At 57.7% G+C, this 22,020-nt stretch carries 20 protein-coding genes; 15 read left to right on the top strand and 5 right to left on the bottom strand.

Annotated features, from left to right (window positions below; all coding sequences use genetic code 11):
* Positions 1 to 65: 65 nt before the first annotated feature.
* Entirely contained in the window at positions 66 to 1,229 is a 1,164-nt protein-coding gene (locus D3P04_RS21100; RefSeq protein ID WP_119751856.1) for a deoxyguanosinetriphosphate triphosphohydrolase, read from the bottom strand.
* 69 nt (positions 1,230 to 1,298) lie between these two features.
* Between D3P04_RS21100 and D3P04_RS21095 the strand changes: the two genes are divergently transcribed.
* The 3 genes from D3P04_RS21095 to D3P04_RS21085 all read left to right on the top strand — a co-directional run bounded on the left by D3P04_RS21095 (position 1,299) and on the right by D3P04_RS21085 (position 3,486).
* Positions 1,299 to 1,622 (top strand): HesB/IscA family protein, encoded by a 324-nt coding sequence (locus D3P04_RS21095; RefSeq protein WP_119751855.1) that lies wholly within the window; start codon positions 1,299 to 1,301, stop codon positions 1,620 to 1,622.
* 145 nt (positions 1,623 to 1,767) lie between these two features.
* Positions 1,768 to 2,553 carry an exodeoxyribonuclease III gene (gene xth, locus D3P04_RS21090; RefSeq protein WP_119751854.1) on the top strand — a complete coding sequence of 262 codons (786 nt, stop codon included), beginning with the start codon at positions 1,768 to 1,770 and terminating at the stop codon, positions 2,551 to 2,553.
* Between the two features lie 180 nt (positions 2,554 to 2,733).
* Positions 2,734 to 3,486, top strand: a complete 753-nt coding sequence (locus D3P04_RS21085) for an FkbM family methyltransferase (protein WP_119751853.1) — start codon at positions 2,734 to 2,736, stop codon at positions 3,484 to 3,486.
* Between the two features lie 19 nt (positions 3,487 to 3,505).
* Here the strand turns inward: D3P04_RS21085 and D3P04_RS21080 are convergent, their stop codons facing one another.
* Together D3P04_RS21080 and D3P04_RS21075 are read right to left on the bottom strand one after the other, a co-directional pair.
* Positions 3,506 to 4,207: a response regulator transcription factor gene (locus D3P04_RS21080; RefSeq protein ID WP_119751852.1), complete on the bottom strand. Its 702-nt coding sequence runs from the start codon at positions 4,205 to 4,207 to the stop codon at positions 3,506 to 3,508.
* Positions 4,204 to 6,075 (bottom strand): PAS-domain containing protein, encoded by a 1,872-nt coding sequence (locus D3P04_RS21075; protein ID WP_119751851.1) that lies wholly within the window; start codon positions 6,073 to 6,075, stop codon positions 4,204 to 4,206. The genes D3P04_RS21080 and D3P04_RS21075 overlap by 4 nt, the downstream gene beginning before the upstream one ends.
* A gap of 192 nt (positions 6,076 to 6,267) precedes the next feature.
* Between D3P04_RS21075 and D3P04_RS21070 the strand changes: the two genes are divergently transcribed.
* The 12 genes from D3P04_RS21070 to D3P04_RS21015 all read left to right on the top strand — a co-directional run bounded on the left by D3P04_RS21070 (position 6,268) and on the right by D3P04_RS21015 (position 20,532).
* Positions 6,268 to 8,244, top strand: a complete 1,977-nt coding sequence (locus D3P04_RS21070) for an AMP-binding protein (RefSeq protein ID WP_119751850.1) — start codon at positions 6,268 to 6,270, stop codon at positions 8,242 to 8,244.
* Positions 8,241 to 9,053 carry an ABC transporter ATP-binding protein gene (locus D3P04_RS21065; protein ID WP_119751849.1) on the top strand — a complete coding sequence of 271 codons (813 nt, stop codon included), beginning with the start codon at positions 8,241 to 8,243 and terminating at the stop codon, positions 9,051 to 9,053. Before D3P04_RS21070 ends, D3P04_RS21065 begins: the two co-directional genes overlap by 4 nt.
* A 21-nt stretch (positions 9,054 to 9,074) precedes the next feature.
* Positions 9,075 to 10,061, top strand: coding sequence for a branched-chain amino acid ABC transporter permease (locus D3P04_RS21060; RefSeq protein WP_182912957.1), 987 nt, complete (start codon positions 9,075 to 9,077; stop codon positions 10,059 to 10,061).
* 108 nt (positions 10,062 to 10,169) lie between these two features.
* Entirely contained in the window at positions 10,170 to 11,246 is a 1,077-nt protein-coding gene (locus tag D3P04_RS21055; RefSeq protein ID WP_119751847.1) for a branched-chain amino acid ABC transporter permease, read from the top strand.
* Between the two features lie 51 nt (positions 11,247 to 11,297).
* Complete coding sequence (locus tag D3P04_RS21050) at positions 11,298 to 12,581, top strand: ABC transporter substrate-binding protein (protein ID WP_119751846.1); 1,284 nt, start codon at positions 11,298 to 11,300, stop codon at positions 12,579 to 12,581.
* Positions 12,582 to 12,635: 54 nt separating this feature from the next.
* Positions 12,636 to 13,457, top strand: coding sequence for an ABC transporter ATP-binding protein (locus D3P04_RS21045; protein ID WP_119751845.1), 822 nt, complete (start codon positions 12,636 to 12,638; stop codon positions 13,455 to 13,457).
* Between the two features lie 9 nt (positions 13,458 to 13,466).
* Positions 13,467 to 14,687, top strand: a complete 1,221-nt coding sequence (locus D3P04_RS21040; protein WP_119751844.1) for a phenylacetate--CoA ligase family protein — start codon at positions 13,467 to 13,469, stop codon at positions 14,685 to 14,687.
* Positions 14,688 to 14,776: 89 nt separating this feature from the next.
* A complete protein-coding gene (locus D3P04_RS21035; protein ID WP_119751867.1) occupies positions 14,777 to 15,529 on the top strand; it encodes a flagellar motor protein MotB in 753 nt (250 codons plus the stop codon).
* Positions 15,489 to 16,928, top strand: coding sequence for a flagellar hook protein FlgE (locus D3P04_RS21030; RefSeq protein ID WP_333473111.1), 1,440 nt, complete (start codon positions 15,489 to 15,491; stop codon positions 16,926 to 16,928). The genes D3P04_RS21035 and D3P04_RS21030 overlap by 41 nt, the downstream gene beginning before the upstream one ends.
* Before the next feature lie 40 nt (positions 16,929 to 16,968).
* On the top strand, positions 16,969 to 18,417 hold the full coding sequence (gene flgK / locus D3P04_RS21025; RefSeq protein ID WP_119751842.1) for a flagellar hook-associated protein FlgK: 1,449 nt from the start codon (positions 16,969 to 16,971) through the stop codon (positions 18,415 to 18,417).
* Position 18,418: 1 nt separating this feature from the next.
* A complete protein-coding gene (locus tag D3P04_RS21020) occupies positions 18,419 to 19,435 on the top strand; it encodes a hypothetical protein (protein WP_119751841.1) in 1,017 nt (338 codons plus the stop codon).
* Positions 19,432 to 20,532, top strand: a complete 1,101-nt coding sequence (locus D3P04_RS21015) for a flagellar basal body P-ring protein FlgI (RefSeq protein WP_119751840.1) — start codon at positions 19,432 to 19,434, stop codon at positions 20,530 to 20,532. The genes D3P04_RS21020 and D3P04_RS21015 overlap by 4 nt, the downstream gene beginning before the upstream one ends.
* A gap of 48 nt (positions 20,533 to 20,580) precedes the next feature.
* Here the strand turns inward: D3P04_RS21015 and D3P04_RS21010 are convergent, their stop codons facing one another.
* Positions 20,581 to 21,225 (bottom strand): GntR family transcriptional regulator, encoded by a 645-nt coding sequence (locus D3P04_RS21010; RefSeq protein ID WP_119751839.1) that lies wholly within the window; start codon positions 21,223 to 21,225, stop codon positions 20,581 to 20,583.
* Positions 21,226 to 21,256: 31 nt separating this feature from the next.
* Positions 21,257 to 21,943, bottom strand: a complete 687-nt coding sequence (locus D3P04_RS21005; RefSeq protein WP_232845113.1) for a M48 family metallopeptidase — start codon at positions 21,941 to 21,943, stop codon at positions 21,257 to 21,259.
* Positions 21,944 to 22,020: the final 77 nt, after the last annotated feature.

Here is a 22,020-nt window from a genome sequence, read left to right as displayed (position 1 = left end):
TATGACCCGCCCGCAAATTCATAATTTTCTACAAGATCATGAGGTGGATTGATAATTCGTTGAGATTATCCGTTCTGCGCCGAAAACAATCGCTGATGCTCGGCAATTGCATAGCGGTCGGTCATGCCCGCGACGTAATCCAGAACGATGCGGGCGCGTTCGGTCTCGTTGCCAGCCTGCTCGGCAGCCTGTCGCCAGCTTTGCGGAAGCTGCGAAGGATCGTTCAGGAACAGCGGAAACATATCGTTGAGGATTGCGGTGACCTGATGGCGTTCATCCACGACCGAAGGGGCGCGGTACATCCGTTGGAACAGGAAGGCCTTTATCGCCTTGATATTCTGATACAGCGGTTTCGAGAACCGGATGATCGGCCCGTCCATGTCGCGGATTTCCTGCGCCGACCGGGGTTGCAGCCCGGTCAGCCGGTTTTGGGCCACGGCAATCACATCCTCGACCATCACGCCGAAGACCCGGCGCAGGGCCTCGTGCCGTCGCCGCATGCGATCCAGTCCGGGATGTAGCCGGTCCACCTCGGCAAATGCCGGGCCGATGACGGGCAGTTCGGCCAATTCCTCTTCAGTGAACAGACCGGCACGCAGCCCGTCATGCAGGTCGTGATGGTTATAGGCCACATCATCGGCGACCGCCGCGACCTGCGCCTCGGCGCTTGCATTCGTGTGCAGTTCCAGATCCCATGCGGCATTCACCTCTGCCAGCGCGTAGGGCAACGGACCGGTCACCGGGCCGTTATGCTTGGCGATGCCTTCCAATGTCTCCCATGTCAGGTTGAGGCCGTCGAAATCGGCGTAATGCCGTTCCAGCATGGTAACGATCCGCAATGCCTGTGCATTATGGTCAAAGCCGCCATAAGGCTGCATCAGCACGGCCAGCGCATCCTCGCCCGTATGACCGAAAGGCGGATGTCCCAGATCATGCGCAAGGGCGACGGATTCGGCCAGATCGGTGTTCAGTTCCAACGCGCCGGCAATCGTGCGCGCGACTTGCGCAACCTCGATCGTATGCGTCAGCCGGGTCCGGTAATAATCGCCGCGATATTCCTCGCCGTCATGCTCGACAAAGACCTGCGTCTTGTGCTTCAGCCGCCGGAAAGCCGAGGAATGGATGATCCGGTCCCGGTCCCGCTGCCATGGCGAGCGGAAGGTTGATAATTGTTCGGACCACAGCCGGCCGCGGCTGTCTTCGGGTTTGCAGGCATAGGGTGCAGTCATGGACCATCCTTGCAGGGTGTTCGACGCAAGCCTATATTCCCATTAAGCAGACGAAAACGGGAACGCCCCATGAACGTGCCTCCGAAAGTGACCGAACGCGCCTTTGCCCAACTGGCCGAGATCAACGCAGATACCGATCCCCGCCCGCTTCGTGTGGCGGTTGCGGGGGGCGGCTGTTCAGGATTCCAGTACGATATCCGGCTGGATGACGCCGAAGATGACGATCTGATTCTGGAAGGTGGTGGCCAGAAGGTTGTGGTTGACCCGGTGTCGCTGCCCTATCTGACCGGCGCGGTCATAGATTTCACCGATGAATTGATCGGCGCGCGCTTCACGATCGAGAATCCGAATGCCACCTCGAGCTGTGGCTGCGGCACCTCCTTCTCGATCTGAACTATTCACCTTAACCGCTTCTTCTTCATGGAAATATCCTTGGGGGAGTCCGATCCGTCCTGATCAGGCGGAGGCAGGCAGCTCCCTATGCCAATAGCCCTGCTCAGCGCTTGCCAATTCTGTCGCAGCGCCCCACTATGTCGCCATGAAAATCGCATCCTTCAATATCAACGGCATCAAGGCCCGTATCAATGCGCTGACCGACTGGCTGGCCGGGGCAGATGCCGATGTCGTGGTTCTGCAAGAGATCAAATCCGTCGACGAGACTTTCCCGCGCGCGCATTTCGAGGATCTGGGCTGGAATATCGAAACGCATGGGCAAAAGGGTTTCAACGGGGTGGCGATCCTGTCGAAGCTGCCGCTGGAAGATGTGATCCGCGGCCTGCCGGGCGACGATGGTGATGAACAGTCCCGTTATATCGAAGCGACCGTAACAGGCGCGCAGGCGGTTCGGATCGCGGGATTGTACCTGCCGAACGGCAATCCGGTGCCGGGACCGAAATATGACTACAAGCTTGCTTGGATGGAGCGGCTGCGGCTGCGTGCCCAGGAATTGCTGGCGGCAGAGATGCCGGTCGTGATGCTGGGCGATTTCAATATCATCCCCGAGGCGCGCGATGCCGCCAGTCCCGAGAAATGGCGGGAAGACGCATTGTTCCTGCCGCAAAGCCGTGCTGCCTTGCGCAGAATCGTCTGGCAAGGCTGGACCGATGCGATCCGGGCCCGTGATCCGTGGTCCACGCGCGGTCCCTTCACCTTCTGGGATTTCCAGGGCGGAGCGTGGAACAAGGATGACGGAATCCGGATCGATCACATGCTCCTGTCGCCTCAGGCGGCCGATCTGCTTGAGGAAACCGGCGTAGACCGTGAGGCCAGGGCAGGGGAAAAACCCAGCGATCATGTTCCGGTCTGGGTGCGCTTGTCTGCATAGGCGGTATCCGGTCTTCCCGCTCCTATTCGCTTGGGTCCGATGATGAAGGCGACTTCATGCCGATTCGATGTGCCAGCATCGCCGACGGAAATTAAGGATGTAATAATGCTCAGATATCGTTAATATTTGTCGGTATTCGTAACGATTGCCAGCCCATTTCCTGGTAAGAGAGGGCATGATATGTCTGTCAGCACTGAACATCTGTTTTCCATACCCTATCTGCGGACACGCATCCGCCACAGCAAGCTTGAATATGAAATCGAAATTGATGTGCCCGTCCGCGGAGGACATCGTCCGGCGGTCAGGTGCTGCCTTGCCGGTAATTATTATGAACCGTTTTCCCATGTGAATTTCAAGAAGATACTGGATTATCGCAAGAATGGCTCGGCGATTCATGCGGGCACGTTTTTCGGCGATATGCTGCATACTTATTCCCGCTCGGCCAGAATGGTCTATGCGTTTGAGCCGGTGCTGGAAAATTATGTTCTCGCCAAGCAAAACGCCGAAAGGCTTGGTCTGAGGAATGTCGTTCTGGTCAATGCTGCGCTGTCGCGTGAGAACGGGATAATGTCCCTGTCCACGCATGACGCGGAAGGGGGATTCCTGGGTGGCGCGTCGGGCTTTCACAATGAGAATATCGGCAGGTGCGAACTTGTTCCGACCTTCAGGATCGACGATTTCAAAACCGAGGATATCTGCCTTATTCAATTGGATGTGGAAGGCCACGAACTGAGTGCGCTTGAAGGGGCGGCCAACACGATCACGCGTCACTCTCCGGTCATCCTGATCGAAGACAATCTGAAGAATTGCGGGCCATTTCTGAATAACCTTGATTACGCGCATTGTTTTACGCGCGGCGGTCTGAGCTATTGGGCAAGGCAAGCCGATTACGATTTCGTCAGTACACTCAGGGGTGACCCGCAGACAGGATGATATTCCGAAAAGACGCAGGTCATGTTACTTCGGCAAGGAAAATATAACCGGCTCCATAGATCGTCTTTATCAGTTGCGGGTTTCTGGGATCCTCGCGAAGCTTTGTGCGCAGGCGCGAGATCCGGACATCCATGGCGCGATCGAAACTGTCCCCGGCCGAGCCTCCCAATGCGTCAAGCATCTGGGTCCGGGTAATCAGGCGTCGCGGGGCATCCGTGAACATGCGCAGCACCTCGGCCTCGGCATGGCTGAGCGGGATCTCGGCCTTGTCAGGAGCAATCAGCAGATAACGGTCGAAATCCGCGGTCCAGCCCGAGAATCCGACGATCTGGGCGTCGTGGCTGGCAGGCTGAACCGGGCGTCGCAGCCGGGCGCGGATACGGGCAACGACCTCGACAGGCTCGAATGGCTTGATGACATAATCATCCGCGCCCAGTTCCAGCCCCGCCACACGGTCCTGCACCTGAGCGCGACCCGAAATGATGATGATTGCGGCCCCCGATTCCGTCGCGAGCCGGTGAACAAGGGCAAGCCCGTCCCGGTCCGGCAGACCAAGGTCGATCAGGCAGGCATCCGGGGTGATCCGGCGCAAAGCGGCCTCGAACTCGGCGGCGCGGGCAAAGCTGTGCGTCCGGAACCCCGCTTCTTCGAGGGCGGATGACAGCAGGCGCCGGATTTCGGGCTCATCATCCAGAATCGCGATAACGGGAATATCTGTCATGCGGATTCCTTCATTGCGCCGTTCAGGGCGGCCGCCAGACGGGCGGCAGTGAAAGGCTTGGTCAAGACCTGCCCGGAAATCGAACGCCGCAGCGGGTCATCCGGCGGTACGGAACTCATCAGCAGGATCGGCAGGCCCGCGCCCGTCAGATCAAGCCCAAGCCCGTCGCCCAGATGGATATCCGACAGGATCATCGTCAATCCCGGCAGATCGGTCATCCTGCGGGCTTCCGTCAGGCTGCCTGCCTCGATGACGGAATGCCCCAGATTGGTCAGCTGGCTCCGGATATCGGCGCGGATCGTGTCGTCATCCTCGACCAGCAGGATCATCTGCGGCGTGACCGGACGGTATGGCAGGCGCAGGCTGACCCGCGCGCCTGTGGCGGTATTTTCCAGCCGCATGACCCCGTCGACCAGCTTGGTCTGATCATAGACCATGGACAGACCAAGCCCCGAACCCTGTTCCTTCTTGGTGCTGAAAAAAGGCTCGGTTGCACGTGTAAGCGCTTCGTTCGAGAAGCCGGGACCGGTATCGGCGACGGCGATTTCGATCCAGTCGCCACCGATCTGTGCGATCAGATCGATTTGTCCCGGCCCATCAAGCGCGGCATTCGCGTTGAGGATCAGGTTCAAAAGCGAATCCTGCAAGGCATCAGGATCAAGAAGCAGCGGCGCATCCGGCAACCTGGCGGTCAAGCCAAGTGTCACCCCCTCATGAAGCGACGGGCGGGCGAGTGTCACCATCTCGTTCAGAAGTGGCCGCAATTCCACGGGTTGCAACGCGGTTTTGCGAGGACCGCTGATCTTGGCAAGCCGATCCAGAAGCGAGGCGCCGCGGCGGGCCGCGGCCAATGTCGCCTTCACGTCTTCGGCTGCCTCTGCGGGCAAGGCCATCGAGGCAAGTCGTCCCTGAAGACCAAGGATAATCGTCAGAAGGTTGCCGAAATCATGGGCCATTCCCGAGGTCAGCCCGGCGGCAAGGCTGCGCTTGCTGGCATGCGTCAGTGCTTCCCGGGCCTGCACTTCGGCACTGACATCGGTCGACAGGACATAGACCCCTTGTCCCAGACGATCAGGCGTAAGCGCGATGCGGACACGATGTCCCGACGGTCTGTGGGTCATTTCGAAGACCTGGGACTCTCCGGCCAGCGCGCGATCGATCCACGGTTGCAGGGTTGCGAAAGTCTCGGCCCCCAGTGCCTCGGCAACCGTATTTCCGATCACCTTGCCGGTACTGCCGGGAAAGACCGTCGGTTGCTGGTGGTTCGAGAATGTATAGCGATAAGCGGTATCCAGATGCGCGATATGCGCTGGCACCATCTCGGTCACTTGCCGGGTACGGGCTTCGATCTGCGTCAGGACCCGCTGCGCTTCCTGCAGGGCGGCATTGGCGGCGGCCAGCTCGCGATTGGCGCTGGCAAGCCGTTCGGTATGATCCAGCAATTGCTCGGACAATTCCTCGGACCGGGCGCGCAGCAGGGATTCCTGCTTTTTGCTGTGGGTGATGTCGGTATAGACGGTGACCCAGCCGCCTTGCGACAGGGGCGCGCCCTCGACCGCGATCCAGCGGCCATTGGCGCGTTGACGCTCGAAGTAATGCGGCTCGAACGCGCGGGCCTGTTCCACGCGTGAGGCGACGGCCGCCCTGGGGTCGTCCTGGGGACCATAATCACCGCGATTGACCATGTGGCGGATGGTGTCCTCGAAGCTGGTGCCGGGCTTCACGAGTTCATCGGGCAAGTCGAACATGCTTTGATATTGCCGGTTCGCCACCGCCAGACGCAGATCGGCGTCGAAGATCGACAATGCCTGACCTATGAGGTTCAGGCCCGAGCGGGTCAGATCATCGCGCATCTCAGTTGGCGTCATTCGTGTTTCTGTCCTCCGCGGACCTGATTAGCACCGGTTCAGGTTCAAATGGAAATGTTTCAATCGAAGCGGCGTAACAATTCGTAGGATTCGCGCAAAACTGCGGTAAAGATTGCTGGCAAATGTGATCGTCAACCGGGGTGGGAGGCGCTTCGGCAGACATGCGGTAAACGCATGCGACAGGGAGGAGACATGACGGACCAGCAGACGCCTGCGGGCGCGTTGCATTCGATTCCTGCACTTCTGGCGCGGAATGTGGCCCTCTTTGGCGACAGACCCGCCTATCGGGAAAAAGAATTCGGCATCTGGCAAAGCTGGACCTGGGCCGAGGCGGCCGAAGAAATCAGGGCGCTTGCACTCGGGATGCTGGTTCTCGGTCTCAGACAGGGCGATTACGTGGCTGTCATCGGCCGGAATCGTCCCGCGCATTACTGGAGCATGATCGCTGCTCAGATGTGCGGGGCGATTCCGGTGCCGCTTTATCAGGACGCGGTGGCGGAAGAGATGGCCTATGTGCTGGAACATTGCGGCGCGCGCTTCGTGATCTGCGGCGATCAGGAGCAGGTGGACAAGGTTCTGGAGGTCGAAGAATCCGTCAAGGGGATCCAGCGGATCCTTTATAACGACAAGCGCGGGATGCGGAAATACGACCATTCCCGTATGAATTCCATTGCCGATACACAGGATCAGGGTCGGGCGGCGGAACCCCGGCTGGGGCTTGAACTGGACGCGCGTATTGCTGCACTGGATGAGAGCAGCATCTGCGTGATGCTGTATACGTCGGGCACGACGGGCAAGCCCAAAGGCGTGGTGCTGTCCAACCGCAATATCATCGAGACGGCGAAGAATACCTGCGATTTCGACCGCCTGACCATGCGCGAGGAAATCGTCGCCTATCTGCCGATGGCATGGGTAGGCGATTTCATCTTTTCGATGGGGCAGGCGCTTTGGGCGGGCTTTACCGTCAATTGCCCCGAAAGCGCGCATACGATGGCGACGGATACACGCGAAATCGGCCCGACTTATTTCTTTGCGCCGCCACGGGTCTTCGAAGGGCAACTGACCTCGGTGATGATCCGGATGGAGGATGCCGGGCGGGTCAAGAAATGGCTGTTCGACCGGTTCATGAAGATCGCACGGCGCGTTGGACCGGCGCTTCTGGACGGGGAAACCGTCGGGTTCACGGATCGGTTGGCATATGGGCTGGGCAAGCTGCTGGTTTACGGCCCGCTGAAAAATACGCTGGGCTACAGCCGTATCAGGGTTGGATACACCGCCGGCGAGGCGATCGGCCCCGAGATTTTCGATTTCTACCGCAGTCTGGGTATCAATCTGAAACAGCTATACGGCCAGACCGAGGCCTCGGTGTTCATAACCCAGCAGCCGGACGGCCAGGTACGTTCCGATACGGTCGGTGTGCCGTCTCCGGAGGTCGAGGTGAAGATTGCCGAGAATGGCGAGGTCTTCTATCGCAGCCCCGGCACTTTCGTTGAATATTACAAGAACCCGGACAGCACCGCCTCGACCAAGGATCCTGACGGATGGGTCGCGACGGGCGATGCAGGCTTTTTCGAGGAATCGACCGGGCATCTGCGCATCATCGACCGGGCCAAGGATGTGGGCAAGATGGCCGACGGCAGTATGTTTGCGCCGAAATACGTTGAAAACAAACTAAAATTCTTTCCAAATATTCTTGAGGCAGTCGTGCTTGGGAATAATCGCGACTATTGCACGGTGATGATCAACATCGATCTGAACGCTGTCGGCAATTGGGCCGAGCGGAACAATATCGCCTATGCCTCCTATCAGGAACTGGCCGCGCATCCGCAGATCTATGCGGCCATCAGGACCCATGTCGAAGAGGTGAATGCCTCGGTGGCTGAAGATGAGATGCTGTCCAATTGCCAGATTCACCGCTTTCTTGTGCTGCACAAGGAACTCGATCCCGATGATGGCGAAATGACGCGCACCCGCAAGGTGCGCCGCGCCGTCATCAGCGAGAAATTCGCCGATCTGGTCGGGGCTCTCTATGATGGTTCGGACAGTATCTATACCGAAACCGAAGTGACTTATGAGGACGGCCGCAAGGGCAAGATAAAGGCAACGCTAAGAATCGAGGATGTGCAGGTCTTCGGCGGTGCGGTGCAGCAGAAGGTGGCGGCGCAATGAATACGCAGACGGATATCGCCATAGCCGACCGTCAACTAGGCGGCACCTTGATGGAGCTGAGGAACATCACGCTGCGTTTCGGCGGTGTCGAGGCGATCAAGAATATCAGCTTTGACATTCGCGAGGGCGAGATCCGCGCGATCATCGGGCCGAATGGCGCCGGAAAATCCTCGATGCTCAACGTGATTTCGGGTTTCTATGTTCCTCAGGAGGGCGAGGTCTGGTTTCGGGGCGAGCGGCGCGGGCCGGTCAAACCCTATGAGGTGGCCCGGCTGGGCATTGCCCGGACCTTCCAGAATATCGCCCTGTTCGACGGGATGAGCGTGCTGGATAATATCATGACAGGACGCCTGCACCGGATGAAGGCGGGATTTCTGTCGCAGGCGCTGTGGTGGGGGCCCGCGGAGCGCGAGGAGATCGAGAATCGCGCGCAGGTCGAGCGGATCATCGACTTTCTGGAAATCCAGAATATCCGCAAGACGCCGGTCGGACGGTTGCCCTACGGGCTGAAGAAGCGGGTCGAACTGGCCCGCGCCCTGGCAGCAGAGCCGCAGCTTTTATTGCTGGACGAACCGATGGCGGGAATGAATGTCGAGGAAAAGGAAGACATGTCGCGCTTCGTCCTCGATGTGAATGACGAGTTCGGGACCACCATCGCGCTGATCGAACATGACATGGGTGTCGTCATGGATCTTTCGGACCGGGTAGTGGTGATGGATTACGGTCGCAAGATAGGCGACGGCTCTCCCGATGAGGTTCGGAACAATCAAGAGGTTATCGATGCCTATCTGGGGGTGGCGCATGACTGACATGCAGGCAGGGGGTGCAAGCTGATGGACCAACTGGTCTTCGCCGCCGAGGTGTTCATGAACGGCCTGATGACCGGCGTGATGTATGCGCTTGTCGCCCTGGGTTTCGTGCTGATCTTCAAGGCCTCTGGCGTCTTCAACTATGCGCAGGGCGTGCTGGCCTTGTTCGCGGCGCTGACACTGGTGGGAATACAGCAGGGGCAGGTGCCTTTCGCGCATCTGATCAACTCGATATTCGGCACTCATTTGGAATATTTCGGCTGGACCGTTCCCGTGGTTCTCGCGATCCTGCTGGCGGGTGCGGTCATGGTGCTGCTGGCCTTCCTGGTCGAAAAACTGGTGCTTCAGCATCTGGTCGGACAGGAGCCGATCATCCTGTTCATGGCGACGATCGGGTTGGCCTATTTCCTGGAAGGGCTGGGCGATGTGATGTGGGGGGCGGATATCAAGAACCTGGATGTCGGGCTGCCGCAGGGAATCTCGGAAAGCATCGAGAGCGTCTCGGCGAACTGGTTCGGCTACGGGTTCTTCATTGACAGGCTCGATATCTGGGCTGCGATCATCGCGGCATTGCTGGTCACCGCCCTTGTCGCCTTCGCGCAATATACCAAGCAAGGCCGCGCCATGCGGGCAGTGGCCGATGACCATCAGGCGGCGCTGTCGGTGGGGATCTCGCTGCGCTTCATCTGGGTGATGGTCTGGTCGATCGCGGGTTTCGTGGCGCTTGTCGCCGGGATCATGTGGGGCACAAAATCCGGCGTTCAGTTCAGCCTTTCGCTGATCGCGCTGAAGGCATTGCCGGTGCTGATGCTGGGTGGGTTCACCTCGATTCCCGGCGCCATCGCGGGCGGGCTGATCATCGGCGTGGGCGAAAAGATGTTCGAATTCTTCATCGGCCCGATGATCGGCGGCGCGACCGAAAACTGGTTCGCCTATGTGCTGGCGCTCTTGTTTCTCGTCTTCCGTCCGCAGGGGCTGTTCGGCGAGAGGATTATCGAAAGGGTCTGAGGGATGGACAGGTTTGATGCCTCCGGTGAGGATATTTGGGTGACGAAGCCGCACGGCCTTCTTCTGCATATGAATATCCAAATCCGGCAGATCGGGCAGGAGTGACAAATGCTGTATCGTGAGGCGGGCGATTTCAAGACGAGCTATCGTGACGATGGCCAGACATTCCCGATCCGGCTGGACCGGGTCGCCTATTATGCCGTGCTGATCGTGGCGTTCCTGATCGTGCCCTTCGTTATCAACGATTATTGGGCGAATGCGGTTGTGGTGCCGTTCCTGATCTATGCCATTGCGGCATTGGGGCTGAACATCCTGACGGGATATGCCGGGCAGGTCAGTCTTGGGACCGGCGGCTTCATGGCGGTGGGGGCCTATGCGGTTTACAAGCTGATGACCACCTTCCCCGAGATCAATATCATCATCCATATCCTGTTGGCCGGCGGCATCACCGCGATCGTCGGAGTGCTGTTCGGGCTGCCTTCGCTGCGGATCAAGGGATTCTACCTGGCCGTCGCGACGCTGGCCGCGCAGTTCTTTCTTGTCTGGCTTTTCAACAAGGTGCCGTGGTTCTACAATTATTCCGCATCGGGGCAGATCACGGCGCCGACACGCACCGTATTCGGCCTTGCCGTGACCGGGCCGTCGACCAGCGCCGCGGCAAAATATCTGATCTGCCTGCTATTTGTTTTCATTCTGGCCTGGGTGGCGCGGAACCTGACGCGGGGAACGCTGGGCCGCAAATGGATGGCTATCCGCGATATGGATATCGCTGCCGAGATCATCGGGGTGAATCCCTTGAGCGCCAAACTCTCGGCATTTGCCGTATCGAGCTTTTTCGTCGGGGTCTCCGGGGCGTTGCTGTTCTCGGTCTATCTTGGGGCTGCGGAAGTGGGCGAGGCCTTCGGGATCAACAAGAGCTTTCTTGTTCTGTTCATGATCATCATCGGTGGCTTGGGCAGCATCTTCGGAAGCTTCGCTGGCGCGGCTTTCATGGTTCTGATGCCGGTGGTGCTGAAGAACCTGCTGGTCGGACAATTCGGCTGGGCCACCGATCTTGCAGCGCATTTCGAACTGATGATCGTGGGCGCGCTGATCGTGTTCTTCCTGATCGCCGAACCGCATGGGCTGGCGCGCCTCTGGGCACTGACCAAGGAGAAACTGCGGCTCTGGCCATTCCCGCATTAACCTTAGTGACCGGGACAACCGGCCAATCTCAACTTTGGGGAGGAGACCCGAATGAAACGGAAATTCATTGCGCTTCTGGCAGCCGGGATAGTGGCGGCAAGCCCGGCACTGGCCGATCTGGTGGTGCCTAACCTGTCCTATCGCACAGGTGCATATGGGGCGAACGGGACCCAATATGCCGACGGTTTCAACGATTATTTCACTTTGCTGAACGAACGTGACGGCGGGATCGGCGGCGAGAAGATCCAGGTGCCGGAATGCGAGACGGCCTATAACACCGAAAAGGGCGTGGAATGCTACGAGGCGACCAAGGATTCGGGCGCATTGGTTTACAACCCGCTTTCGACGGGGATCACTTATCAGCTTATTCCGAAGGTCTCGGTCGACAAGAAAGTCCTGTATACGCCGGGATATGGACGCACTTCGGCCAAGAACGGCACGGTGTTCGAGTGGATTTTCAATGCTCCGGCGAATTACTGGGACGGAGCCTCGGTTGCGATCAAATATCTGCTGGACGAGAATGGCGGCGATCTGAACGGCAAGAAGATTGCCTTGGTCTATCATAATTCGGCCTATGGGAAGGAACCGATCCGGACGCTTCAGGTTCTGGCTGAAAAGCATGGCTTCACGCTGACGCAGCTTCCGGTGGATGCGCCGGGACAGGAGCAGAAAAGCCAATGGCTCCAAATCCGCCGCGATCGCCCGGATTACGTCATCATGTGGGGTTGGGGCGTGATGAACCAGGCGGCGATTCAGGAGGCCGCGAATATCCGTTTCCCGATGGAGAATTTCATCGGAATCTGGTGGTCTGGCTCCGAGGTTGATGTGAAGCCGGTAGGCGCCCAGGCGAATGGCTACAAGGCATTGACCTTCCACGGCGTCGGTACGGATTATCCGGTCTATGACGACCTGCAGGAATATGTGATCGAGCCGGGCAAGGCCTCGCAGGGCGGCGAGCATGTCGGCTCGGTGCTGTATTCGCGCGGCATGTATGCGGCGCTGGTGATTTCCGAGGCGATCCGGAAGGCGCAGGAACTTGCCGGGACCCCGGAGATCGATCCCGAGCAACTGCGCGATGGCTTCGAGCAGCTTGACATCACGCCCGAACGGCTGACGGAGCTTGGCCTTCCCGATTTCGGTCCCGAGATCAAGATGACCTGCGACAATCACGGCGGCAGTGGAATGTCGCGGATGCAGCAATGGGATGCCAAAGCCGGCAAGTGGAACCTGATCACCGAATTCACCGAGCCGGATCAGGACGTTCTCAAGCCGCTGATCACCGAGGACAGCGAGGCCTATGCCAAGGAAGCCGGGGTCACCCCCCGCGATTGCTGACGACATGTCCGGCGGCGGAGATCGCCGCCGGATCCCTATTGCCGGAGAAGGTCCATGCTTGACGCCGAAGACGGTGAAACCCTGCTGGAAGTCAATAATATCGAGGTGATTTATAATCACGTCATTCTGGTCCTGAAGGGCGTCAGCCTTTCGGTTCCAAAGGGTGGGATCACTGCCCTGCTTGGCGGTAACGGCGCTGGCAAGACAACGACGTTGAAGGCGATCTCGAACCTTTTGGCCAGTGAGCGGGGAGAGGTGACAAAGGGCTCCATCCTCTATCGTGGCGAGCCGGTGGCAGCGCGAAATCCCGCGGCGCTGGTGTCGCGTGGAGTCATTCAGGTGATGGAAGGGCGGCACTGCTTCGAACATCTGACCGTCGAAGAGAACCTGCTGACCGGTGCTTACACTCGTAAGGACGGCGGGGCGGCGATCAGGCGCGATCTCGAGATGGTCTATGATTATTTTCCTCGTCTGCGCGAGCGCCGTAAATCTCAGGCCGGTTATACCTCGGGCGGTGAGCAGCAGATGACCGCCATGGGGCGTGCGCTGATGTCGCGTCCCGAGACGATTCTGCTGGACGAACCTTCGATGGGGCTGGCTCCGCAACTGGTCGAGCAGATTTTCCAGATCGTGAAGGCGGTGAACGAGGGCGAGGGGGTGACCTTCCTTCTGGCCGAGCAGAATACCAATGTGGCGCTGCGCTATGCGCATTACGGCTATATCCTTGAAAATGGCCGGATCGTGATGGACGGTCCCGCTGCCGCCCTGCGCGAGAACCCGGATGTCAAGGAATTCTATCTGGGCATGTCGGATGAAGGCCGGAAATCCTTCCGCAACGTGCGCAGCTACCGCCGCCGCAAACGCTGGCTGGCGTAAGGAGCAACAATGACCGGAAATTACGACGATCTGGAAACCCGCGATCCCGAGGCGCGTATCGCCGATCTGGCCGAGGCACTGCCCAGGGCGATCGCCCGTGCCAAGGCCGCGCCTGCGCTGGCCCGGCTGCTGCAAGAGGTCGAGCCCGGGCAGGTGACCGATCATGCCGCCCTTGCCCATTTGCCGGTGATCCGCAAGGCCGAACTCTCAACGGCGCAGAAGGAATACCCGCCTTTCGGTGGCTATACCACGCGGTCGCCTGCGGAATTCGATCTGATCTTTCAAAGCCCCGGCCCGATCTATGAACCGGGGCGGCACGAGCGCGACTGGTGGCGTCTGGGCCGCTTTCTGCATGCTTCGGGCATAGGGCGTGGCGATATCGTGCAGAATTGCTTCAGCTATCACCTGACGCCAGCGGGGATGATGTTCGATTCCGGCGCCCGGGCGGTCGGCGCGGCGGTGCTGCCTGCCGGAACCGGTCAGACCGATCTTCAGGTGCAGGCCGCCGTGGATATCGGCTCCACATGTTACGCCGGAACGCCGGATTTCCTGAAGGTCATTCTGGATCGTGCCGACGAATTGGGTCTGCATCTGTCCATAACTCGCGCCGTGGTCGGCGGGGGAGCGCTGTTTCCGTCACTGCGGCAAGGCTATGCGGATCGTGGGATCGTGACACGGCAATGCTACGCGACCGCCGATCTGGGGAATATCGCTTATGAAAGCGATGCCCTGGACGGGATGATCGTCGATGAAGGTGTGATCGTCGAGATCGTCCGGCCGGGCACCGGTGACCCGGTGCCGGATGGTGAAGTGGGTGAGATCGTGGTGACGTCGCTCAATCCCGATTATCCGCTGATTCGATTTGCGACTGGTGATCTGTCGGCCGTGATGCCGGGGATTTCGTCCTGCGGGCGAACCAATATGCGTATCAGGGGCTGGCTGGGCCGTGCCGATCAGACCACGAAGATCAAGGGCATGTTCGTTCGGCCCGAACAGGTCGCGGTTCTGATTGCCAGACATCCCGAAATCACCCGCGCGCGCATCATCGCCGAGCGCGAGGGCGAGATGGATCTGATGACCGTGCAGATCGAAGCGCAGCAGGGGGACCCGAATGTCTACGCGGGGTCGGTGGTGGATACGCTCAAACTGAAGGGGCGGATCGAAATCGTTCCGCCGGGCAGTCTTCCCAATGACGGCAAGGTCATCGAGGACCGGCGAAGCTATGACTGAGCACGAAGATGAACTGCATTTGATGCATTAACTTGTTCCCTGATTGTTCTCCTCCATAAATGCATTCGTTGCAATTGGTGGGTATAATCATGGCTGTGGACAGGAATAAGATCATTATCAAAAGGGTCGTCGCTGCGGGGCGCGCGCAGCATCATGGGGGGGCCTGGAAGGTCGCCTATGCGGATTTCGTAACGGCAATGATGGCCTTCTTTCTTTTGATGTGGCTGCTGAATGCCACGACCGAACAGCAGCGTTCGGGCCTTGCGGATTATTTCAATCCGACAATAGTCCAGAAATCCGGCGCTTCCGGCGATGGGGTGGAACTAGGGGTTCGCCATGCCATATTCGAAGATCTTCCTGATAGTCAGAAGAGCTCTGATTTCGAAGAACTGGCTAGGCAGGTTCAGGATCGGCTGACCGGAACCGGGGCAGAATCTCAGCAATTGACCAATCTGCTGCGCCATGTCGTCACCAGAATGACGGATGAGGGTCTGGTAATCGAAGTCGGTGATCTGACCGATCAGCCGCTTTTTGTGGAAGATACCGCCCAGGCACGACCGGTTTTGAAAGAGATTGCAACGGTGCTTGCCCGTGTTCTTGAAGACACCAGAAATGACTTGGCAATTTCTGGTCACGTGCGTGCCTATCCCGAGACGCTGATTGCCTCGCCGGTCTGGGCGCTGTCCGATGCAAGGGCGCATACATTGCGTAATCTGCTTGATCAGGCCGGATTGCCGGATCGGCGCATTCAGCGGGTGACCGGCTTTGCGGATCGGAAGAATCGCAACGGAAACCCCATGAATGCCGCCAATAACCGGATTGAAGTCATCCTGCTTCGTTAAGGTGCAATATCGCGCCGTTAGGCGAATCTTAAACTGTCTCTCTGATGCTGCCGGTATTGGACCAAGTAAAGAGGTTTCTCTTATGTCGATGACTTCAGCAATGGGTGCCGGTGTCGCCGGTCTGACGGCAAACGCGATCCGGCTCGCCTCCATATCGGATAATATCGCGAATTCCTCGACAATGGGATATCGCCGGGTCGAAACGGAATTCGACGCAGTCGTTTTGGGCGGTACGGGTGGCGGGGGATATTCCGCCGGTGGTGTGCGCACGTCGAATGGCCGCCGGGTGGATCAGTCCGGCCCACTTGTCTCGACCAAAAACGCATTGGATTTGGCAATTGACGGTGGTGGAATGCTTCCCACGACGGGAATCGCCGATGTGGTTGCGGATTCTTCAAATCTGCCCCTGCTCATGACCCGAACCGCAAGTTTCGAGCCCGATGCCGATGGCTATCTGCGAACCGCCTCGGGATTGGTATTGATGGGATGGGCCTATAATGCGGATGGTACATTTTCGTCGCCGTCTCGTGATACCTCCTCCAGTCTGACACCTGTTCGGCTGCCGCTCAGCCAGGCAACAAGTACTCCGACGACCAGGATTGAACTGGGCGTTACCCTGCCCGCGACCGAGACCGCCCTGGGGGCTGATGGCGCCGTGTCTCGTTCCACGATCGAATATTACGCCAATTTGGGAACGACGGAGTTTCTGGATATCACCTACACGCCGCAGGTGTCGAACACGAACGATATGTCGTTGACCTGGCGGATGGATGTCAGGGATCTGGCCAAGGGACCGACGGATAACCTGATCGGCTCATATACCGTGGTGTTTGATGGCACGGCGGAATATGCTGGCTCGATCGCCTCGGTGACGACGATTTCCGGAGAAGATTATGATCCGGAAACAGGTATCATTCCCCTGAATGTCGCGGGAGGGGAGCTTGATCTGATGATTGGTCAGCCGCGCGGGCAGAACAAGTTACTGCAACAGATCGGTGACACCTATGCACAGGAAAATATTGATCGGAACGGCGCTCCGGTAGGCAGATATGTTTCGGCGGAAATTGATAAAAACGGCATCCTCCGGGTGAAATATGACAACGACGAAATTCAATCATACTATAAGATTCCCGTCGTTACCGTTCCGAACATGAACGGTCTGAACGCTGGGAATGCCCAGACATATACCGTGTCCCAGGCCTCTGGAAGATTCTTTCTCTGGGATGCCGGAGACGGGCCGGCAGGTACGATCAACGGTTACGCGCGCGAATCATCGACCACAGATATCGCGGAAGAATTGACGAATATGATTCAAACCCAGCGCGCCTACGCGTCGAATGCGAAAATCATCCAGACCGTGGACGAGATGATGCAGGAAACGACCAATATAAAACGATAATTCAAAGCATATCATCCCAGGGTTAATCAGGAGTTGTGGCATGAGTTTGGGAAATGCATTGCTGAATGCGGTATCGGGCCTCGCCGTTTCCTCGCGCGGCACCGAGATTGTCGCCGACAATTTGGCGAATGCCAAAACTCCGGGATTTGTGCGCCGCGAAATGCATGTGAGTTCGCGCGGCCAAAGCGGGGGAGTACGAATTGACGGGATCGCACGCGTCGTCAATACCGGGCTTCTGGCCGAGCAGCGGCACGCGGCAGCGGCGCGTAACGATTCCGAAATTCGCTTCAAATTCTTTCAGAACATGGAGAATGTGATTGGCTTGCCCGGAACGCCCGGCGGGCTGAGCCAGACCTTGAATGAACTTCAGGTAAGTTTTGTCGACGCAAGCAGGCGACCGGACAGTGATTTGAACCTGGAGAATGTCGTTCAGGCGGCTCGAACTTTTGGCAATCGCTTGCGAAATGCGTCCGAAGCTGTTCAGACCGCGCGTGTAACGGCCGATTCCGCAATTGCAAAAAGCGTGGAAGAACTGAATTTACGTGTTTCGCAGGTTGCGTATCTTAACCGACGGATATCAAGCCTATCAAATCAGGGAAAAACGACGGCGGCGTTGGTTGATAAGCGTCAAGAACTTATCAGCCAGATAAATGCATTCGTTCCCGTGCATGAAGTTCCCCGAAAATCCGAAAAAGTGGCCCTGTTTACGATAGGTGGGTTAGCTTTGCTGGATGGCACTACTCCGACGCAAATCAATTTCGATCCGACTCAGCAGTTTACGCCCCAGAATGATCTTCCTGGTAATATGGCCGGCCGTTTGATCATCAACAATGAAGAACTTTCTGATGCACAGATGAAATTTTTTGCGGGTGGTTCGATACATGCGAATTTTGCGGTCAGAGATGATCTGGCGCCGCGGGTTCAGCACGAGTTGGATTCATTTGCCATGGAGTTACACGATCTCTTTGCTGATCCACAGACGGATTCCACACTGACTGATAATGCCCCCGGACTATTTCTGGATGGTGAAAATAGGGCGAGTATCGACAATCTGAGCGGGCTGTCATTGCGATTGAAATTGAATCCCAAAATTGATCCTTCCGCAGGAGGTGATCTTTGGAAAATACGCGATGGTCTGAATGCGGAACGTGAGGGCTCAGCGGGAAATACTGAATTGTTAGTGAAGTTGAGTAACGTATTTTCCGAAAATAATTCTCCAGTTTCTGGAGGCGCATTTAAAGGAAGTGACTCATTAAGCGGAAGGTTGGCGGAAATTGAAACCCATATCGCATCGACACGATTGGCGTTTGAAAAGGACTATGTGAATAAAAGCAGTGTGACTGATGCATTGTCGGTGGGAGTTTGGGAGAGCGGGGTGAATACGGATACGGAAATACAAAAACTGATTACGCTTGGGCAGTCCTATGCCGCGAATGCACGTGTGGTTCAGGCTGTTGACGAAATGCTAGATCAAATTTTGAGGTGGTGAGATGCAAAGTAATTACATTGGTGATCAGGCGAGAATTTTTGCACTGCGATCGAATGCTGCGCGTCTCGGAGAGCAATTGAATAAATTAACGAAAGAATCTGCAAGCGGTGAGGTGGCGGATCTTGGGCTGCGATTGCAAGGCGATACAGTTATCTTGAACAATCTGGAAAATCGGATTTCGTTGATCCAGCAATACGAAAAAAACTCTCAGGATGCGAGTGTGACCTTGAAGTGGCAGCAGCAAGTACTTGCGATGGCAAATGATTTCACCTCGGAATTTGCCAATGAAATTCTGACGCTGCCGCAAGCTTTTGATGAGGTCGTCGTTGAGGAGCTTGCACAAGAGGCGACCGAGAAGTTTTCGATCATTGTTGACCAGTTGAATCGGGATGTGTCGGGAAGATACATTTTTTCGGGATTGGATATAAATGAACGTCCGTTTCGATCGCCTAGTGAAGTTATTGGTAAAATGACTGAAATTGCCAATCAAGCTACATCGGCAGAGGAGATTTTTCAGAGAATTTCAATTTGGTTCGATGCTGAAGCCGGTGAGGAGGGCTTTGATAGCTTCGCTTATAATGGAGCGAGTAATAATAATATCAGATTCAATATTTCCGAAGGTGAGGTCGTCGATATCGGAATATCCGCGATAGAGCCGGAAATAAAGAATATGTTGAAGGGGCTGGCAATCGCCGCGCTTGCGGATCACGTCGATCTTGGTGGCGATAGTGCCGAGATTGGTAGATTATTAGAAAGTGGAGCGAGGGAAATCTGGAATAATGAGGTAAATCTCATTCAACGGATCTCGGCTATCGGTGCCGCTCAGGAAGAGGTGGAGCGTGGCCAGGTCAGGAACAGCGCGACGCTATCCGAACTGACGATAGCAAGGAATGATATCCGGCAGGTGGATTTATACGAAACGTCGTCTGCTATACTTGAAACCGAGTCGCAATTGCGCAATCTCTATCTGCTTACCGCCCGCATTTCCAGCTTGAATCTTGCGGATTATTTGCGATGATTCGCATCATTTTACTTCTTGTGATCACATCCGTATTCGCGTGGCCCGTGACTGCTGCGGTCCGGATCAAGGACGTGGCGGATTTTGATGGTGTCCGTGGAAATGATCTTGTCGGATATGGGCTGGTGGTGGGGCTTGACGGGACCGGAGACAGTTTTCGTAATGCGCCATTCACGGAAGAATTGCTCTCTGGGCTTTTGGAGCGGCTGGGAACCAACGTGACCGATGACGCTTTGCGGTCAAAGAATGTTGCGGCGGTGGTGGTGACCGCTGAATTGCCGCCTTTCGCGCGTTCGGGCAGTCGTATCGATGTTGGTGTTTCGACGATCGGGGATGCGAAAAGTCTTCTTGGCGGAACATTGGTAATGACTCCGCTCAAGGCGGCGGACGGCAATATTTATGCGGTTGCGCAGGGTTCACTGATTTCGGGCGGTATTTCGGCGACAGGTGAAGCCGCACGGGTTGTCGAGGGCGTTCCGACGGCCGGCACGATTCCGTCTGGCGCGCGTGTCGAACGTGAGGTTGCCTTTAATTTTCCTGAAATCGAGAATATCCGCATCGCATTGCGCAATGCTGATTTTACAACCGCCGCAAGGATCGAAGCCGCCATTAACCGGGATTTCAATCGCTCTATTGCGGCGACGCAGGATAGCGGCACGGTCATCGTCCGTTTTCGTGATCTGGGAGACGTAAGCCCTGCCCATGTCCTGGGGCGGATCGAAAATCTGCTGGTCGAGCCCGAGGATCGCGCCAAGGTGGTGATCGATCACAGATCGGGGACAATTGTCATGGGGGAGCATGTCAGGATCTCCAGCGTCGCGGTTTCGCAAGGCAATCTGACCTTGCGGGTGAGTGAGGCGCCGTTGGCGTCCCAGCCAAATCCCTTCGCGGATGGCGACACGGTGGTTCTGCCGCGCAGTTCTGCGGAACTCGCGAATGAACCGGGGATCGGTTTCGTCAAACTGCCCGGCGATGCCTCGCTTGGTGATCTGATCGAAGGGTTCAACGCCTTGGGGGTGGCTCCGCGAGACATGATCGATATCCTCAAATCCATTCATGCCGCCGGCGCATTGCACGCAGATTTGATTGTGGAGTGATATCTCCTGCCCGCTAATTGCAACAGGGTGGCAACTCCCGCGATAGCCTTATCCCGCTGTCAGATGCCGCAAGCCGTGGGTCACATCGGCCCGGATCGCCAGCCGTAAAGCCGGCTCGTCCCCAGCCCGCAACGCGGCAAGGATCATCCGGTGATGGCGGGGAGGCTCATTGCGTCGGACACGACCGTAAAGCTGCCGCATCGTCGGGCCAAGCTGAAGCCAGATCGTTTCAAGCATCGCCAGCATGAGGGGGGCCTGCGCGCGAAGATACAGCATCCGGTGAAAATCGAGATTGCAGCGGATATACCCAACCGCGTCATGCTTTTCGACAGCATCGCCGATTTGGGCATTCACCGTTGCCAGCCGGTCGATCAGGGCGAAATGCGCCCGGGGAAGTGCGCGCGATGCCAGTTCGGGTTCAAGCAGGGCGCGCATGGCGGCAAGTTCCTCGATCCGCTCATCCGACAGTTCCGGCGTCGAAAGCCTGCCCGAGCCGGATAAGGTCAAAGCGCCCTCAGCCACAAGACGGCGGGCGGCCTCGCGCGCAGGGGTCATGGACATGTGATAATCCTGGGCAAGGCCTCGCAATGTCAGGGCCTCGCCCGGCGGCAATTCGCCCAGCATGATCCGGCCGCGAAGACTGCGATAAAGCCGTTCATGTGCGGCGGGGTCGGAGGTCCGGGGCGAGGTCATGGGCGATATGTGATCACAACGCCGGATGGCGTCAATCGCGAAAACTCCAGGCCAGCAATTCGTTGCCGTGATCGCGCAGCCATTCGCGTTCCGCACGGTAGCCGGGCATCAGGGTCTCGACCCCAGCCCAGAATCGCGGCGAGTGATCCATATGCAGCAGATGCGCGACCTCGTGGGCGGCGACATATTCCAGTATCCGGGGTGGCGCCATGGCAAGTCTCCAAGAAAACATCAGCCGTCCGTCCGAGGTGCAGCTTCCCCAGCGCGACCGGGTATCGCGAAGGGCAAGGGCGCGATAATTCCGCCCCAAAGCAGACGCATAGCCGTCGCAGGCATGGCGCAGGCGTTCCGCGGCAAGATGCTTGAGATAGGCCTGTACGGTCGGCGCGGTTTGACGACCCTCTGGCAGCAGAAGGCGGTCGCCCTCGACCCGGGTCCGGCGGATGGGGAAGGGGGTCAGTTGCAGCGGGCGGCCTTCCACAGGCAAGATGGCACCGAGGCAGACCTTCTGCGGCGGAACCTGTTTCGATCTTGCGCGGCGCAGCCATTCTGCCTGCATTTCGGCGAAGGCGCGACCCTCGTTCAGGGAAACGCGAACCGGTAATGTCAGTACGGGCTCGCCGCCGGCGCGGGGGACGCGCAGCGTCATTCGCCGCGCTCTGGCGGACCTGCGCAACGCGATACGGATACCGTCGGAGAGCGTGATGGTATCAGTCAATTGTCCTAATCTCTTTCACCCAGACGAAAAGAAAGCCTTTGACAGCCCCGGGCCCTTGTGGCAGGGGGTCGCAAAAT

The sequence above is a fragment of the Paracoccus onubensis genome (genome assembly GCF_003591515.1).
Lineage (GTDB): Bacteria > Pseudomonadota > Alphaproteobacteria > Rhodobacterales > Rhodobacteraceae > Paracoccus > Paracoccus onubensis.
This window is presented reverse-complemented; position numbering and strand designations above follow the sequence as displayed.